Origin of the sequence: Bacillus basilensis (assembly GCF_050630465.1) — a bacterium.
Taxonomy (GTDB): Bacteria; Bacillota; Bacilli; order Bacillales; family Bacillaceae_G; genus Bacillus_A; species Bacillus_A basilensis.
Window position 1 is genome coordinate 70,715 of sequence record NZ_JBNTQO010000010.1, and the last position, 14,996, is coordinate 85,710.

Here is a 14,996-nt window from a genome sequence, read left to right on the forward strand (position 1 = left end):
AAATGAGAGAAGGAAACTCCTAAAAGTTGTATTTTACTGAAGGAGAGAAAAGTAAAATAAGAGGTATATGCATATATGAATAAGCGAACAGCGTTAGTACTTGGTGCAAGTGGTTTAGTTGGACAAGAAATAACGCGTCTATTACTTGAATCAGATTACTACGATTCGGTTACTATTTTTGTAAGAGAACCAATACAATGGCAACATGAGAAGTTACAGCAAAAACAAGTAGATTATTCGGTATTAGAGGAATATAAAGAGTTTTTTGCTGTGGATGACGTATTTAGTTGTCTAGGAACAACAATCAAGAAAGCAAAAACAAAGGCAAATTTCAAAAAGGTAGATTATGAATATACGTTAAGAGCTGCTTGTTTAGCTGAGAAACAAGGGGTGCAAAATTTCCTTGTTGTGTCCTCAATGGGAGCGAATCCTAAATCGTTTTTCTTTTACTCACAAGTGAAAGGAAGAATGGAAGAGGAATTGCAAAAGTTAGTAATCGGTGGTATTCACATTTTTAGGCCATCTTTATTAGTAGGAAATCGACAAGAATTTCGCTTTGGTGAACGAATGGCGGAAAAATTATCTCGTATGATTCCTTTTATATTTAAGGGGGCATTCAAAAAGTATAAACCAATTTCAGCTAGAGATGTGGCGAAAGGGATGTATATAACTGCATTGCGAGAAGAATCGGGTATCCACATTTATAATTCCAATGAAATTACAACGATAGAATAAATAAAACCGAGAAGGATAGCTTCTCGGTTTTATTTATTTGTACTGATTTTCCCAGGTGCTCGCTCGTATTGATACGGTTCTTTTAACTCAAAGCCAAGTTCATTAGCCGCTATTCTTGGGAAGTAAGGATTGCGAAGTAACTCACGTCCGATAAAAATTAAATCTGCTTCGTTATTATTTAAAATTTGTTCCGCTTGAGACCCAGTCGTAATCAACCCAACTGCACCAGTTGCAATGTTAGCATGTTCTTTAATATGTTTAGCGTATTGTACTTGATACCCAGGATAAACATCGATGCGTGCAGGTACAACAGCCCCAGAGCTACAATCGATTAAATCTACTCCTTGTTCTTTCATCCATTTCGTATACTGAACATAATCTTGAACCGTTAACCCGTCAGGGTGATAATCATTTGCTGAAATACGAACAAATAACGGTCCGTTCCAAACTTCATTTATCGAGTCAATGATTTCGCGTAAGAAACGATATCGTTTTTCAGGCGAACCACCATAATCATCAGTCCGCTTATTGGAAAGCGGAGAAAGAAATTCATTAATAAGATAACCGTGAGCACCGTGTATTTCAATAACGTCAAATCCAGCTTGTTTTGATCGTATTGCAGCCTGCTGAAAAGCTAATACAGTATCTTTAATTTGGTGTTTACTCATTTCTATTGGCATTTTCATCGTTTCATTAAATGGAATGGCTGAAGGAGCTAACGCATCTGTTTCTAATTCTGCTTTTCTTCCAGCGTGAGCGAGTTGAATGGCAGCTTTTGCACCGTTATCATGTATAAAAGTTGTCGTTTTATGTAAGCCTTCAATTTGGCTATCATCCCAAATACCTAAGTCTTTATTAGAAATTCGCCCTTCAGGTAATACGGCTGTTGCTTCAATCATAACTAAACCAACTTGACCAGCAGCTCTTGTTCCGTAATGGACGAGATGGAAATTAGTTACTTGGCCATCCTCGTTTTCTGACGAATACATGCACATAGGTGACATAACGATACGATTTTTTAATGTAATGTCCTTAATTGTATAAGGTGAAAAAAGTTCGGAATTCATCCAATAGCCTCCTAGATTGAATTTTCTTACATTGTATCATTCTCGTTTTTGTTTCCCTAATAAAACGCTTATACGAAAAATTTTGTCTATTCGTGTTACAATAATTAATATGAATTGAATTGGAGGATGACATATGTACCAGGCTTATTATGAAAGTGAATTAGGTCTGCTGGAAATTACAGCGAACGATAAAGGAATTACGTCTGTTATATTTGTTGATGAGAGACAAGAAGAAATTACAAACGAAATGATAGATCAATGTATAAATGAGCTAGATGAATATTTTAAGGGGAATAGAAAAGAGTTCACGGTCCCGTTGTCTGCCGAGGGAACAGCATTTCAAAAAAATGTATGGGATGCGCTCTATACTATTCCTTATGGCGTAAGTGCTTCATATTTAGATATTGCAGAGAAGGTCGGAAATACGAAAGCTGTACGAGCGATAGGAGGAGCAAATAGTCGTAATCCAATTTCAATTATCGTTCCGTGTCATCGTGTAATAGGGAAGAGCGGGAAGCTTGTCGGGTATGCGGGTGGTTTATGGAGGAAAGAGTGGTTATTAAAACACGAAGGTATTTTGAAATGACGTATGGATGGGAAGAGGGATTGTTTTGAACTGTATAAATTGTGGGCAACCTTGCTCGAATGACCAATTAAATTGTACAAGTTGTCAGCGTAACTTGCACAATGAACAAGATGAAGGAAGCTTACTAATAGATAAAGAATTAGAAGTATATGTAGGGAGACAGTATCCGTATTACAAAAGGAAGTGGGAGCTTGAGGAAAAGCGGATTGCTAGGTGGAGCTGGAATGGTTGGGCAGCTATTTTCAATGTAGGTTGGCTTGGATATCGTAAGTATTATTTACCTGCAGCTTTATTTTTATTGTTATTAGTAGCATGTGATGCGTTTTCTTATTATATGGGCTTCAACGTAGCATTGCCAATCATAAATATGGTGCCTCTTACGTTTCTATTACTTGTTTTTATTTTATTTGGAATGGCGATTTTTGCAAATGGATTATATTATCAATTTGCAGAAAGACGTATATATCGAATAAAAGCACGGGAAATTCAAGATGCATCGGTGGAGAATTACCTCATTCGTGATAGCGGTGGAACGAGTAAAATGGGAGCGACAATTGTTACGATTTTAGCAGTTGCTAGTATTTTTTTCAGCCATTTCTTTTTCCCGACTGATCGAGATATTATTCAAAAAGTTCGTACAAGCTCGCTATATGAATATCCGTTCTTTTCCATTGGTGAATCATTTGAAAATTACTTTAAAAACCCAGATTGGGTATATTATCGCGGAACGGAAGGATTAGAATTAGTAGAATTCCAAGGAAATAGTCCTGATATGGCAAGGAAAAAGGTGAGAATCCAATTTATTGTTGATTATAAATTGGGTGAGATTGAGCCGTACTCACTTACGATTAATGGAGAATCTAAAAATGAGGAAGAATTTTTGAAGATATTGGACGAAATATTTAAAGTCCAAAATCCATTTGACATAGAAGATGGATTACAAGTAAAAGAAAAAGAAAAAGAAGTGGATGGAAGAGCGCTCTATCCATTTCTTTTTTTGTGTATATGAAAATAATATTTGAAATAATCTGAATCTTTTGTATAATAATATATATTATACTGGCTTTCATGTATACATATAGATTGGGGGAAGGAAGAATGAAGAGAAAGGTAACAACGATTGCTGCAATTGCATTATCGACTAGTGTATTAGTTGCAGGTTGCGGAAATGGGGAGAAGGCATCTACAACGAAGAAAGAAGCAGGTAAGGGAGCAGCAGATAAGCAAGTATTAAACTTACTAGAAACAGCAGAAATTCCTTCAATGGATACGTCAAAATCAACAGACTCTGTGTCATTCCGTGCCTTTGTAAATGCAATGGAAGGATTATATCGTTTAGATAAGGATAATAAACCAACTCCAGGTATGGCAAAAGACGTGAAAATTAGTGAAGATAAAAAAACATATACATTTGAATTACGAGACGCAAAGTGGTCTAATGGCGATCCAGTTCGAGCACAAGATTTTGTATATGCATGGCAACGCGCATTAGATAAAGCAACGGCAGCTGAGTATGCATTTATTTTATTTGATGTGAAAAATGCACAGAAAGTCAATAAAGGAGAATTACCGTTAGATCAATTAGGAGTGAAAGCAAAGGATGATAAAACATTAGTAGTAGAATTAGAACAACCAGCACCATATTTCCTTGAGCTTACTTCATTCCCAACATTTTTCCCTTTAAATGAAAAATATGTGAAAGAACAAGGAGATAAATATGCATTAGAAGCAGATAAACTATTATACAATGGACCATTTACGATGAGTGAATGGAAACATGAACGAAGTTATCAGTTAAAGAAAAACCCTAATTATTGGGATAAAGATACTGTGAAGTTAGAAGAAATTAATGTAAATATTGTGAAGGAAACGAGCACGGGAGTGAATTTATATGATAGTGATCAAGCAGACCGTGTTATTTTAAGTTCTGAATTTGTTGATAAATATAAAAAGAATAAGCCAGATGAATTTAAAACGAAGTTAGATCCACGTATGTATTTCTTGCGCTTTAACCAAAAAAATGTAACGTTTAAAAACCAAAAAGTTCGTGAAGCAATTGATCTGGCATATGATAAAAAAGGAATTGCAAATGTTATTTTAAATGACGGATCATTGCCAGCATATTTCTTAGTACCTGAAAAATTTACGACAGGACCAGATGGGAAAGATTTCCGTACTGTAAATAAAAATTTCCGTGACAGTAAAGATAATGCAGCAAAAGCAAAAAAATTATGGGAAGAAGCGAAGAAAGAACTTGGCCAAGATACAATTACAGTAGAATTTCTAAATGATGATAACGGTAGTCGTAAAAAAGTGGGCGACTTTATTAAAGAAGAGTTAGAGAAAAATTTACCGGGTATTAAAGTGAATTTGAAACAACAGCCATATAAGCAGAAGCTAGAGTTAGAAAAGAAATTTGAATATGAATTCTCATTATCCGCATGGAGTCCGGACTATCCAGATCCAATGACTTATATTGATATGTTTGTTACTGGAAGCTCATTTAATGAAATGGATTATTCTAATCCGAAGTATGATGATTTAGTAGCGAAATCAAAAGGAGAGCTATTAAAAGATGATAAAGCCCGCTGGAATGCACTTGCAGAAGCTGAAAAAATCTTAATTGGTCAAGATGCTGCCATTTCTCCTGCGTACCAACAAAGTACCGCATATTTAGAGAAACCATACGTAAAAGGTATTGCAAATCATACGTTTGGTGGAGATTTCAGTTATAAATGGGCATATATTACAAAGAAATAGTATAATAAAAGATGAGTGAATTTTCGCTCATCTTTTATTTGTATAGGAGGAATTAGAGTTGTTAAAAGGAATCAATCATCTTTGTTTTTCAGTATCTAATTTAGAAGATTCTATTACATTTTACGAAAAAGTACTAGAAGGAGAATTATTAGTTAAAGGGAGAAAGCTTGCATATTTTAATATATGTGGAGTATGGATAGCACTTAATGAAGAAACACATATTCCTAGAAATGAGATTCATCAATCTTATACGCATATTGCGTTTTCAGTTGAACAGAAAGACTTTGAACGCCTACAGCAGCGATTAGAAGAAAACAAAGTTCATATTTTACAAGGAAGAGAACGTGATGTGAAAGATTGTGACTCTATATATTTTGTAGATCCTGATGGTCACAAATTTGAGTTTCATTCAGGGTCATTGCAAGACCGACTTAATTATTATAGGGAAGATAAACCTCATATGACATTTTATTAAGGGGGGAAAAAGTTGCATGCGCTAGTAATTGGTGGAACAGGAATGTTAAAGAAAGTTTCTATGTGGCTTTGTGAGCAAGGGTTTCATGTTTCTATTATTGGAAGAGATGAAGTGAAATTAGAAAATGTTAAGCGGGAGAGTGCTATACCAGAAAGTATCACATGCCTTCCGTTAGATTATCATAATGATGACGATGTAAAGCTAGCTATTACAAGTACAATTGAGAGGAATGGCCCAATAACATTAGTTGTTGCGTGGACACATTCAAGTGCGAAGGATGCGTTATCACTCATTTGTAGAGAATTAGACATGTCGTCTGAAACATACAACGTTTTTCATATTTTAGGCAGTAAAGCGTCGAGAATAGCCTCACAAAAAATAGGCGGTACGCAATGTAGCTATCATAGAATAATATTAGGTTTTATATTAGAAGATACATACGGAAGATGGCTTACTCATGAAGAAATATCGGATGGGGTAATCGATGGAATTGAAAGTAATTGTGATGAATGGATTGTAGGACGAGTAGAACCGTGGGAATTACGGCCAACATGGTAAGGGGGAATTGAAGTGAAGACAACTGTATATGTGACAAGGCACGGTGAAACGGAATGGAATGTAGCGAAGCGAATGCAAGGGCGGAAAAATTCTGCTTTAACTGAAAACGGTATGCTACAAGCTAAGCAATTAGGAGATAGAATGAAAGATTTATCTATCAATGCAATCTATAGTAGTCCGAGTGAAAGAACCCTTCATACTGCAGAGTTAATAAAGGGCGATCGTGATATGCCGATAATCGCGGATGAGCATTTTTATGAAATTAACATGGGGATTTGGGAAGGACAGACAATTGATGATATAGAAAGGCAATACCCAGACGACATACAGTTATTTTGGTATGAGCCACATCTTTTTCAGTCCACATCAGGAGAAAATTTTGAGGCTGTTCATAAAAGGGTAATGGAGGGGATACAGCTTCTTTTAGAAAAGCATAAAGGAGAAAGTATATTAATTGTCTCCCATGCGGCAGCTGCAAAACTACTTGTAGGACATTTTGCGGGTATTGAAATTGAAAATGTGTGGGATGAGCCATTTATGCATAGTGCTAGTCTAAGTATAATAGAATTTGAAGACGGTAAAGGTGAAGTGAAGCAATTTGCAGATATAAGTCATTTTCAATAAACGTAAAAAAGGCCGCAAAACGGCCTTTTTTTGTAGGCATAAAAACTAGCAATTACGTTTTTTATACCAGAAGTGATCAAATTTCTTGTTTTTGCAAGATGGGAATTTATGTCCGCCTTTGCAATCATTCCATTTGTGTCCATCATCGTGACAGTCTTTACCATGATCGCATGAATCATCACAAGAGCCACCATGTCTATGAGGGAAGAATTCGCATTTTTTACAGAAACTTCGTTTTGTCCAGAAAAATTTCTTTTCAAAGCGGATGCATTTTGTAACGAATGTACAATGCTTCCTACGCGTCACTTTCGTAACTAAAACGCATTCTTTTCTACGTGTCACTTTCGTAACGAACGTCCATTTTTGAACGCGTACACGAGTACATTTTGTAACAAATGTCCATTTTTTTACATGCGTACATTTTGTAACGAACGTACAATGTTTCACGCGAGTACATCTTGTTCTTGGACATTTACCCCCAGTTGTACATTTACATCCTGTTGTACATCGATGATGAGAGAATTTATCATCATCGCACTCAAAAGTACTTGGATCTTGGTGTAAGAAATCCTCCATCCCAGCACTTTTGATTTCTTCAACCGCTTTTCTAATATCACGTTTCATAGAAATCCTCCTTATCATGTATTAAGTTGAAAAGGTATTCTTTTTCCTTAACATGATATGAGATATGAAGTCTTTCTGAACAGGACAAGAGTGTAATTTTATATAAATAGATGATAGCGGATGTATGGACAAGACAAGGCGCATACATTGAATGAAGAGAACCGAGAAGGGATGAGAAAACATGCTACCTTCATATGATTTTTTTATTCATCCAATGTACTTAGTGGAATTGAAAAAAGACATTTGGTCAGAAAGTCCAGTACCAGCAAAATTAACTTATGGAAAAAAGAAGTATGATATTGATATCGTATACCGGGGTGCTCATATTCGTGAATTTGAGAAAAAGTCTTATCATGTTATGTTTTATAAACCGAAAAAATTTCAAGGCGCTAAAGAGATTCATTTAAATTCTGAGTTTATGGATCCGTCTCTCATACGAAATAAATTATCTTTAGACTTTTTTCATGATATTGGTGTACTTTCACCGAAATCACAACATGTATTTATAAAAATTAATGGTCAAATTCAAGGTGTATATTTACAGTTAGAATCAGTTGATGAAAACTTTTTGAAAAATAGAGGATTACCGAGTGGTTCTATTTATTATGCGATAGATGATGATGCGAATTTTTCTTTAATGAGTGAGAGGGACAACGATGTTAAGACCGAGCTCTTTGCGGGTTATGAATTTAAATATTCGAATGAAAATAGTGAAGAACAGCTGAGTGAATTTGTATTTCAAGCGAACGCTTTGTCGAGGGAATCTTATGAAAAAGAAATTGGGAAGTTTTTGCATGTTGATAAATATTTACGATGGTTAGCTGGTGTTATTTTTACACAAAACTTTGATGGTTTCGTTCATAACTATGCACTATATCATAATGATGAAACAAATTTATTTGAAGTGATACCGTGGGATTATGATGCGACTTGGGGGCGAGATGTACAAGGGAGACCACTTAATCATGAATATATTCGTATTCAAGGTTATAACACGTTAAGTGCAAGATTGTTAGATATACCTGTATTTAGAAAGCAATACCGAGGTATTTTGGAAGAAATATTAGCAGAACAATTTACCGTTTCATTTATGATGCCGAAAGTAGAAAGTTTGTGTGAGTCGCTTCGTCCTTATTTACTACAAGATCCATATATGAAAGAAAAATTAGAAACATTTGATCAAGAAGCTGATATGATTGAGGAATATATAAATAAAAGAAGAAAGTATATACAAGATCATTTACATGAATTGGATTAATTTTGAAAGAGATTGGAACATTATCAATCTCTTTTTTTGTATAATAAAGATGTATTGGTGGGATTGACTTAATATTCACTTGAAAGAGAATGGGGGATGTAAAAGCATGACGGTAAAATGGATGGAATGGGTAAAACAAATACAATCTATAGCCCAAGCAGGTTTAACGTATTCTAAGGATGTGTATGATATAGAGCGTTTCCAACAATTACGGGATATTTCCATTTCGATGATGTCACATTACACAAAGACAGATTGGGAAGTTGTAGAGAAGTTATTTGCAAGTGAGACAGGCTATCAAACACCAAAAGTTGATATAAGAGCAGTTGTTTTTCAAAATGATAAACTATTATTTGTGAAAGAAAAAAGTGATGGGAAATGGGCATTGCCAGGTGGATGGGCTGATATCGGTTATACGCCGACAGAAGTAGCAGCAAAAGAAGTTTTAGAGGAGACGGGTTATGAAGTAGATGATTTTAAGCTACTCGCTATATTTGATAAAGAAAAACATCAACCATCACCTTCAGCAACACATGTATATAAAATTTTTATTGCCTGTAAGATTATTGGTGGTGAAAAGAAAGCTAGTATTGAAACAGAAGATGTGGAGTTTTTTGGTGAGAATGAATTACCTAATTTATCGATTGCTAGAAATACAGAAGAGCAAATTAAAGAAATGTTTGCTTACATGAAAGAACCTCAGAAAGAAACATTAATAGATTAATAATGCTTATACCGATGATATTGTTGGAATGAAGATATTGGCAGAATGCAACCTTTATGTAATAATGGGATGGTATGTGAAGAAAAAAGGAGATAGAAAATAAAATGTTAGCAAGCATAATAGATCAGTTATTGCAATTTTTTGCAAGCTTAGGTTACTTTGGAGTAGCACTAGCTTTAATGATTGAAATTATCCCGAGTGAAATTGTACTTTCGTATGCTGGTTTTTTAGTCGCAGATGGTAAAATTAGTTTTGTCGGTGCAGTTATTGCGGGAACAATCGGTGGTACTTTAGCTCAAATATTTTTATATTGGCTTGGGTACTATGGAGGACGTCCAGTTGTAGAGAAATATGGAAAATATCTACTTATTAATAAACACCATTTAGACATAGCAGAAAATTGGTTTAAGCGTTATGGAGCAGGAGTAATCTTTTCTGCGCGCTTTATTCCAGTAGTACGTCATGCTATTTCTATTCCAGCAGGATTAGCTAAAATGCCGTTAAAACTATTCACACTGTATACAGTAGTTGCGATTATTCCATGGTCAATACTATTTATATATTTAGGTGAAAAGCTTGGTGGAAATTGGCGACATATTAAAGAGTATGCATCTGATTACACACATTACATAATTATAGGAGCGATTCTTTTTGTTGCTCTATACTTCGGCTTAAAGTATTTCAAAAAGAAAAAAGCAGCGCGTTAAAGTCAATGATTTTTCATTGGCTTTTTTTACTTGTTTCGGTTCTAAAAAAAAAAGTTGTCCATAATGTATAATAATAAAGCGTAGCGGAGGAATGTGATGAAAGGGTCACCGTTTATACGTGGAACGATATTTTTAACAATGGCAACGATGATATCTAAAATGTTAGGGTTTATATATGTGATACCATTTACAGCTATGGTCGGTACAAGTGGGTACGTTTTATACACGTATGCATATCGTCCATATACCATTATGCTCAGCATTGCGACGATGGGACTACCACTTGCAGTTTCAAAAATGGTATCAAAATATGATCAACTGAATGATTATCATACGGTTAAGAGAGTGTTGAAAAGTGGAATCGTATTTATGTTTATAATGGGAATTATTTCGTGTTTTGCTTTATATATGCTAGCTCCACATTTGGCTAAACTTGTAATTGATGGAAACGATCAAACGGGGAATAGTGTAGGGGCGGTCACTACTAATATTCGAATTGTGAGTTTTGCGTTAATACTTGTGCCAGTAATGAGTTTATTAAGGGGCTTCTTTCAAGGATTTCAATCGATGGGGCCTTCTGCTCTAAGTGTAGTTGTAGAGCAATTTTTTCGGGTTCTAACCATTTTGATAGGAAGTTTTGTCGTTTTATATATTTTAAAAGCTTCTGTCTCGCTAGCAGTGGGTATTTCAACGTTCGGTGCCTTTATGGGAGCGGTAGGTGGATTAACTGTTTTAAGTGCGTATTATATAAGAAGGAGAAGGCATTTAAAGAAAAAGGAAATGGCAAGTATACCACAAACAACGAAATCTTTTTTCTCACTATATAAGGAGCTCTTTACATATTCAATACCATTTGTTGTGGTTGGTTTAGCAATTCCGTTATATCAGACGATTGACACATTTACAATTAATAAATTACTTATACAAATAGGATATATGCAAGGAGAAGCGGAGAAGATAAATGCAATAATTGGACTTGTTCAAATGGTTGTACTTATCCCAGTTTCCGTTGCCACTGCTTTTAGTATGTCACTCGTACCTGAGATGACAAAAGCTTATACAGCAGGAAATGTGAAGTTACTGTACAAACATTTTACAAGGACGAATGTATTAGTTGTAGGGATTACGGTACCAGCGGCAATTGGAATGATGGTGTTAGCAAAAACGGTCTATACTCTTTTATTTGGCGCGGGGAATGATCCAGAGCTGGGCAGCCTTATATTACAGTATTATGCTCCTGCTTGTATACTATTTTCTCTTTTTACAGTAACGGCTGCTATGTTACAAGGAATTAATCAACAACAGAAAACAGTGCTAGGATTAGTGCTAGGAATTATTATGAAGATAGTTTTAAATATTGTATTGCTTCCGTATTTCGATTATGTAAGTTTTATTATTTCAACATACGCTGGCTATACGATTTCGGTTGGCTTTAACTTGTGGATGCTTTCTAAATATGTTATAAAGGCAACATAAGCTTTTTAAGGCAGAGAGCACTCTGTCTTTTTCTTTGTTTATCCCGCTTTAACGGGCAGTAAGATCCTCACCTCAAAATTCAGCGAAAGAAAAGAAGTTTGGTTGGGATCAACTGCCCGTAAAAGCCCGATTGGTTCAACTAATAATCAGTGGGGGGGTGAAGCCCCCCACTGATTAAAGTTTCACTTTATAATATTTTTCTTATAAAAACGTTTTCAAAATAATTTTTCTATTGAAATTTAAACGTATGTTTCATATGCTGAGAATGGCGGTTCAAAAACTGTTATGTAAGAGAGGTAGATTCCTACATGTAAAAAGAATCGGGGTGATAGTATGTTAAATATTTATTTAACAGACCGAAACGGAAAACTACAAGAGGTTGAGGAAATGCAAAAGGGTTGCTGGATTAATGTACTTCATCCAACGGAAGAAGAAATTCAATATCTAGTACAAACTTTAAATGTAGACTTAGATTTCATTAAAGACCCTTTAGATGATGAAGAACGCTCTCGTATTGAAAAGGAAGACAATAATACTTTAATAATCGTGGATATTCCAACAGTTAGACATGATGAAGAAGGAAATTCGATTTATGACACGATTCCAATAGGGATGATTGTCATGCCAGATTGCTTTGTGACAATTTGTTTAGAAGAAAATCCAATTTTTGAACGTTTTATTAATCAACGTATTAAAGAATTTTATACGTTTAAAAAGACACGCTTTGCACTTCAGCTCTTATATACGATTTCTACTTATTATTTAAGATACTTAAAGCAAATTAACAGAAAAACAATCGATTTAGAGCATCAATTAAATAAGTCGATGAAAAATAAAGAGATTTTCACATTGCTAGGCCTTGAAAAAAGTTTAGTTTATTTTACAACATCATTAAAGGCAAATAAAATTGTAATTCAAAAACTAATGCGTAACAGTACATTTTTAAAAATGTATGAAGACGATCAAGATTTATTAGAAGATGTATTAATTGAAAATAAACAGGCTATTGAAATGGCGGAAATATATAGTCACATTTTAAGTGGAATGATGAATACTTTTAGTTCCGTTATATCAAATAATTTAAATAGTGTTATGAAACTGTTAACGTCTATTACAATCATTTTATCGTTACCAACGATGGTTTCTAGTTTCTTTGGAATGAACGTAAAGGTTCCGTTTGAAGGAGAAGCACATGGCTTTGTAATTGTACTTATAATATGTGTAACACTATCTTTCACATTAGCATTTGTTTTTTGGAAGAAACGTTACTTTTAATGAAAAGAAAGCTGCTCTAGCATAGTTGTATAACTGCGCTAGAGCAGCTTTTTTGCTATGAAATCCAAAGTTTTGAATAGAATATAACTTATAAAATGTAATGTATATGAAAGGTATGAATTCCGTATAAGTCTTGTCCAATTAATAAAATGGGGTTAAAATTACATATTGTTAATGAAAAGTTGGAGGAAATACATCATGGAATTGTTTCAATTACCGAAAGCATTCCTGCAAATGAATACAATCTTTATTTCCATATTGATCGAAGCACTTCCTTTTGTGCTCATTGGTGTATTTATTTCAGGATTCATTCAAATGTTTGTGACAGAAGATATGGTAGCAAAATGGATGCCGAAAAACCGATTTCTGTCTGTTTTAGTAGCTACTTTTTTAGGTATGATGTTTCCGGGCTGTGAATGTGGAATCGTTCCGATTGTAAGACGATTAATCGGAAAAGGTGTTCCACCATATGCGGGGATTGCATTTATGTTAACTGGACCGATCATTAATCCAGTTGTATTATTTGCAACATACGTTGCCTTTGGAAGTAGTATGCACATGGTATGGTATCGTTCTATTGTAGCGATTATCGTAGCAATTATCGTTGGAATTATATTATCATTTATGTTTAAAGAACATCAATTACGAGATGATCACTTCCCAGAAGTGAATCATAAGCGTCCATTACGTAAAAAAATGTGGGATGTATGTACGCATGCTGTTGAGGAGTTTTTCTCGATGGGAAAATATTTAGTATTAGGTGCGTTAATTGCAGCTGCAGTTCAAACGTTCGTACAAACTTCAACACTTCTTGCTATAGGACAAGGGCCGTTCTCTTCACCAGCAGTTATGATGGGACTTGCATATATATTATCACTTTGTTCAGAAGCGGATGCGTTTATTGCTTCATCATTCCAAAGTACATTTTCAACAGCATCACTTGTCGCGTTTCTCGTATATGGACCGATGGTGGATATTAAAAATATGTTTATGATGCTTGCGACATTTAAAACAAAATTTGTAATTGTCGTTACAGTTACAGTTACACTTGTTGTTTATGCAAGCTCACTACTCATTTATGCGATGGGGTGGTAGGTTATGTTTCGAGCATATATATTATTAGGTTTTACAATCTTAATCGCGCAGCTTCATATTTCAGGTAATATTACGAAGTATATCAATATGAAGTATGCCTATTTATCAACAACAGCAGCTATTATTTTAGGGTTTTTAACGGTCGTTCAAATTATTATTGTTTTCCAACAAGAACACCAGAAAGAACAAGGGAAACAGGATTGTAGTTGTGACCATAACCATTGCGGGCATGATCATTCAAAAGATGAGAACACATGGTGGAAAAAAGCATTCTCATATACATTGTTCTGCTTTCCGATTGTCTCAGGATTGTTTTTCCCGATTGCAACGTTAGATTCAGATATCGTTAAGGCGAAAGGATTTCATTTTCCTGTTGCGCAAGCAGAAAGTAAAGATCCGTTTATGACAAGGCAATTCTTAAGGCCTGACACGAGTATTTATTACGGGAAAGAAGGATACCGTGGTGTAATGGAAAAAGGGAAGAAAGAGTTTGTAACGAAAGATAGTGTTACTTTAAATGATGAAAATTTCCTAAAGGGAATGGAAACAATTTATAATTATCCTGGCGAGTTTACTGGGAAAAAGTTATCATTTAAAGGGTTTGTTTTCAAAGATGATTCTTCTAAAAAAGAACAATATTTCTTATTCCGTTTTGGTATTATACATTGTGTAGCAGATTCTGGTGTATATGGTATGTTAGTGAAAAAGCCAGAAGGTGTAGAATGGAAAAACGATGATTGGATTCAAATAGAGGGAGAAATTTCTACTGAATTTTATCAACCGTTCCATGCGAATATTCCTGTTTTAGAAGTAACGAAATGGAATAAAGTTGAACAGCCGAAAGAACAATATGTATTTAGAGGAGCCGATTGATAACATCGGTTCTTTTTTGTGGACTAAAAGTTCTGAATGTTGTTAATATTAAACGTGTAATGATAATAAGCTCATACTGTTCTAGGGTGAATGGGAAATGGAACTCTTACCGAACTTCTTTACTCCAACCGAACTTTGTGGTGGGAGTCTTAATGTCTG

The 14,996-nt window shown here is 34.8% G+C and carries 16 protein-coding genes; 14 read left to right on the forward strand and 2 right to left on the reverse strand.

The window, feature by feature from the left end; all coding sequences use genetic code 11:
- The first annotated feature begins 75 nt into the window (after positions 1-75).
- The gene (locus ACQVV1_RS18760; protein WP_242251634.1) at positions 76-735 is read left to right on the forward strand and encodes an oxidoreductase; all 660 of its coding nucleotides are present in this window, start codon (positions 76-78) and stop codon (positions 733-735) included.
- A gap of 29 nt (positions 736-764) precedes the next feature.
- Here the strand turns inward: ACQVV1_RS18760 and namA are convergent, their stop codons facing one another.
- Positions 765-1,802, reverse strand: a complete 1,038-nt coding sequence (namA, locus tag ACQVV1_RS18765; RefSeq protein WP_242251636.1) for an NADPH dehydrogenase NamA — start codon at positions 1,800-1,802, stop codon at positions 765-767.
- 133 nt (positions 1,803-1,935) lie between these two features.
- Between namA and ACQVV1_RS18770 the strand changes: the two genes are divergently transcribed.
- The 6 genes from ACQVV1_RS18770 (at position 1,936) to ACQVV1_RS18795 (ending at position 6,805) form a co-directional block, all read left to right on the forward strand.
- Positions 1,936-2,388 (forward strand): methylated-DNA--[protein]-cysteine S-methyltransferase, encoded by a 453-nt coding sequence (locus ACQVV1_RS18770; RefSeq protein ID WP_098556281.1) that lies wholly within the window; start codon positions 1,936-1,938, stop codon positions 2,386-2,388.
- 25 nt (positions 2,389-2,413) lie between these two features.
- A complete protein-coding gene (locus ACQVV1_RS18775; RefSeq protein ID WP_242251639.1) occupies positions 2,414-3,397 on the forward strand; it encodes a DUF2628 domain-containing protein in 984 nt (327 codons plus the stop codon).
- An 89-nt stretch (positions 3,398-3,486) separates the two neighbouring features.
- Complete coding sequence (locus ACQVV1_RS18780) at positions 3,487-5,148, forward strand: peptide ABC transporter substrate-binding protein (protein WP_309260041.1); 1,662 nt, start codon at positions 3,487-3,489, stop codon at positions 5,146-5,148.
- A gap of 58 nt (positions 5,149-5,206) precedes the next feature.
- On the forward strand, positions 5,207-5,623 hold the full coding sequence (fosB, locus tag ACQVV1_RS18785) for a FosBx1 family fosfomycin resistance bacillithiol transferase (RefSeq protein WP_063222774.1): 417 nt from the start codon (positions 5,207-5,209) through the stop codon (positions 5,621-5,623).
- Positions 5,624-5,635: 12 nt separating this feature from the next.
- Positions 5,636-6,181 (forward strand): short-chain dehydrogenase, encoded by a 546-nt coding sequence (locus ACQVV1_RS18790; protein ID WP_242251643.1) that lies wholly within the window; start codon positions 5,636-5,638, stop codon positions 6,179-6,181.
- Positions 6,182-6,193: 12 nt separating this feature from the next.
- Positions 6,194-6,805, forward strand: a complete 612-nt coding sequence (locus ACQVV1_RS18795) for a phosphoserine phosphatase 1 (RefSeq protein WP_063222772.1) — start codon at positions 6,194-6,196, stop codon at positions 6,803-6,805.
- A gap of 45 nt (positions 6,806-6,850) precedes the next feature.
- Here ACQVV1_RS18795 and exsB read toward each other — a convergent pair whose 3' ends face one another.
- On the reverse strand, positions 6,851-7,429 hold the full coding sequence (gene exsB / locus ACQVV1_RS18800; RefSeq protein ID WP_063222771.1) for an exosporium protein ExsB: 579 nt from the start codon (positions 7,427-7,429) through the stop codon (positions 6,851-6,853).
- A gap of 181 nt (positions 7,430-7,610) precedes the next feature.
- On the opposite strand from exsB, the gene cotH reads away from it, so the two are divergent.
- The 7 genes from cotH (at position 7,611) to ACQVV1_RS18835 (ending at position 14,837) form a co-directional block, all read left to right on the forward strand.
- Positions 7,611-8,687, forward strand: coding sequence for a spore coat protein CotH (gene cotH / locus ACQVV1_RS18805; protein WP_242251644.1), 1,077 nt, complete (start codon positions 7,611-7,613; stop codon positions 8,685-8,687).
- A gap of 106 nt (positions 8,688-8,793) precedes the next feature.
- Positions 8,794-9,411: an NUDIX hydrolase N-terminal domain-containing protein gene (locus ACQVV1_RS18810; protein ID WP_242251645.1), complete on the forward strand. Its 618-nt coding sequence runs from the start codon at positions 8,794-8,796 to the stop codon at positions 9,409-9,411.
- Between the two features lie 104 nt (positions 9,412-9,515).
- Positions 9,516-10,118: an undecaprenyl phosphate transporter UptA gene (uptA, locus tag ACQVV1_RS18815; protein WP_000881206.1), complete on the forward strand. Its 603-nt coding sequence runs from the start codon at positions 9,516-9,518 to the stop codon at positions 10,116-10,118.
- 96 nt (positions 10,119-10,214) lie between these two features.
- Positions 10,215-11,594: a putative polysaccharide biosynthesis protein gene (locus tag ACQVV1_RS18820; protein WP_242251646.1), complete on the forward strand. Its 1,380-nt coding sequence runs from the start codon at positions 10,215-10,217 to the stop codon at positions 11,592-11,594.
- Positions 11,595-11,927: 333 nt separating this feature from the next.
- Positions 11,928-12,869, forward strand: coding sequence for a magnesium transporter CorA family protein (locus tag ACQVV1_RS18825; protein WP_000932392.1), 942 nt, complete (start codon positions 11,928-11,930; stop codon positions 12,867-12,869).
- Positions 12,870-13,067: 198 nt separating this feature from the next.
- Positions 13,068-13,964 (forward strand): permease, encoded by an 897-nt coding sequence (locus ACQVV1_RS18830; protein ID WP_000418728.1) that lies wholly within the window; start codon positions 13,068-13,070, stop codon positions 13,962-13,964.
- A 3-nt stretch (positions 13,965-13,967) separates the two neighbouring features.
- Positions 13,968-14,837, forward strand: coding sequence for a TIGR03943 family putative permease subunit (locus tag ACQVV1_RS18835; protein WP_242251647.1), 870 nt, complete (start codon positions 13,968-13,970; stop codon positions 14,835-14,837).
- Positions 14,838-14,996: the final 159 nt, after the last annotated feature.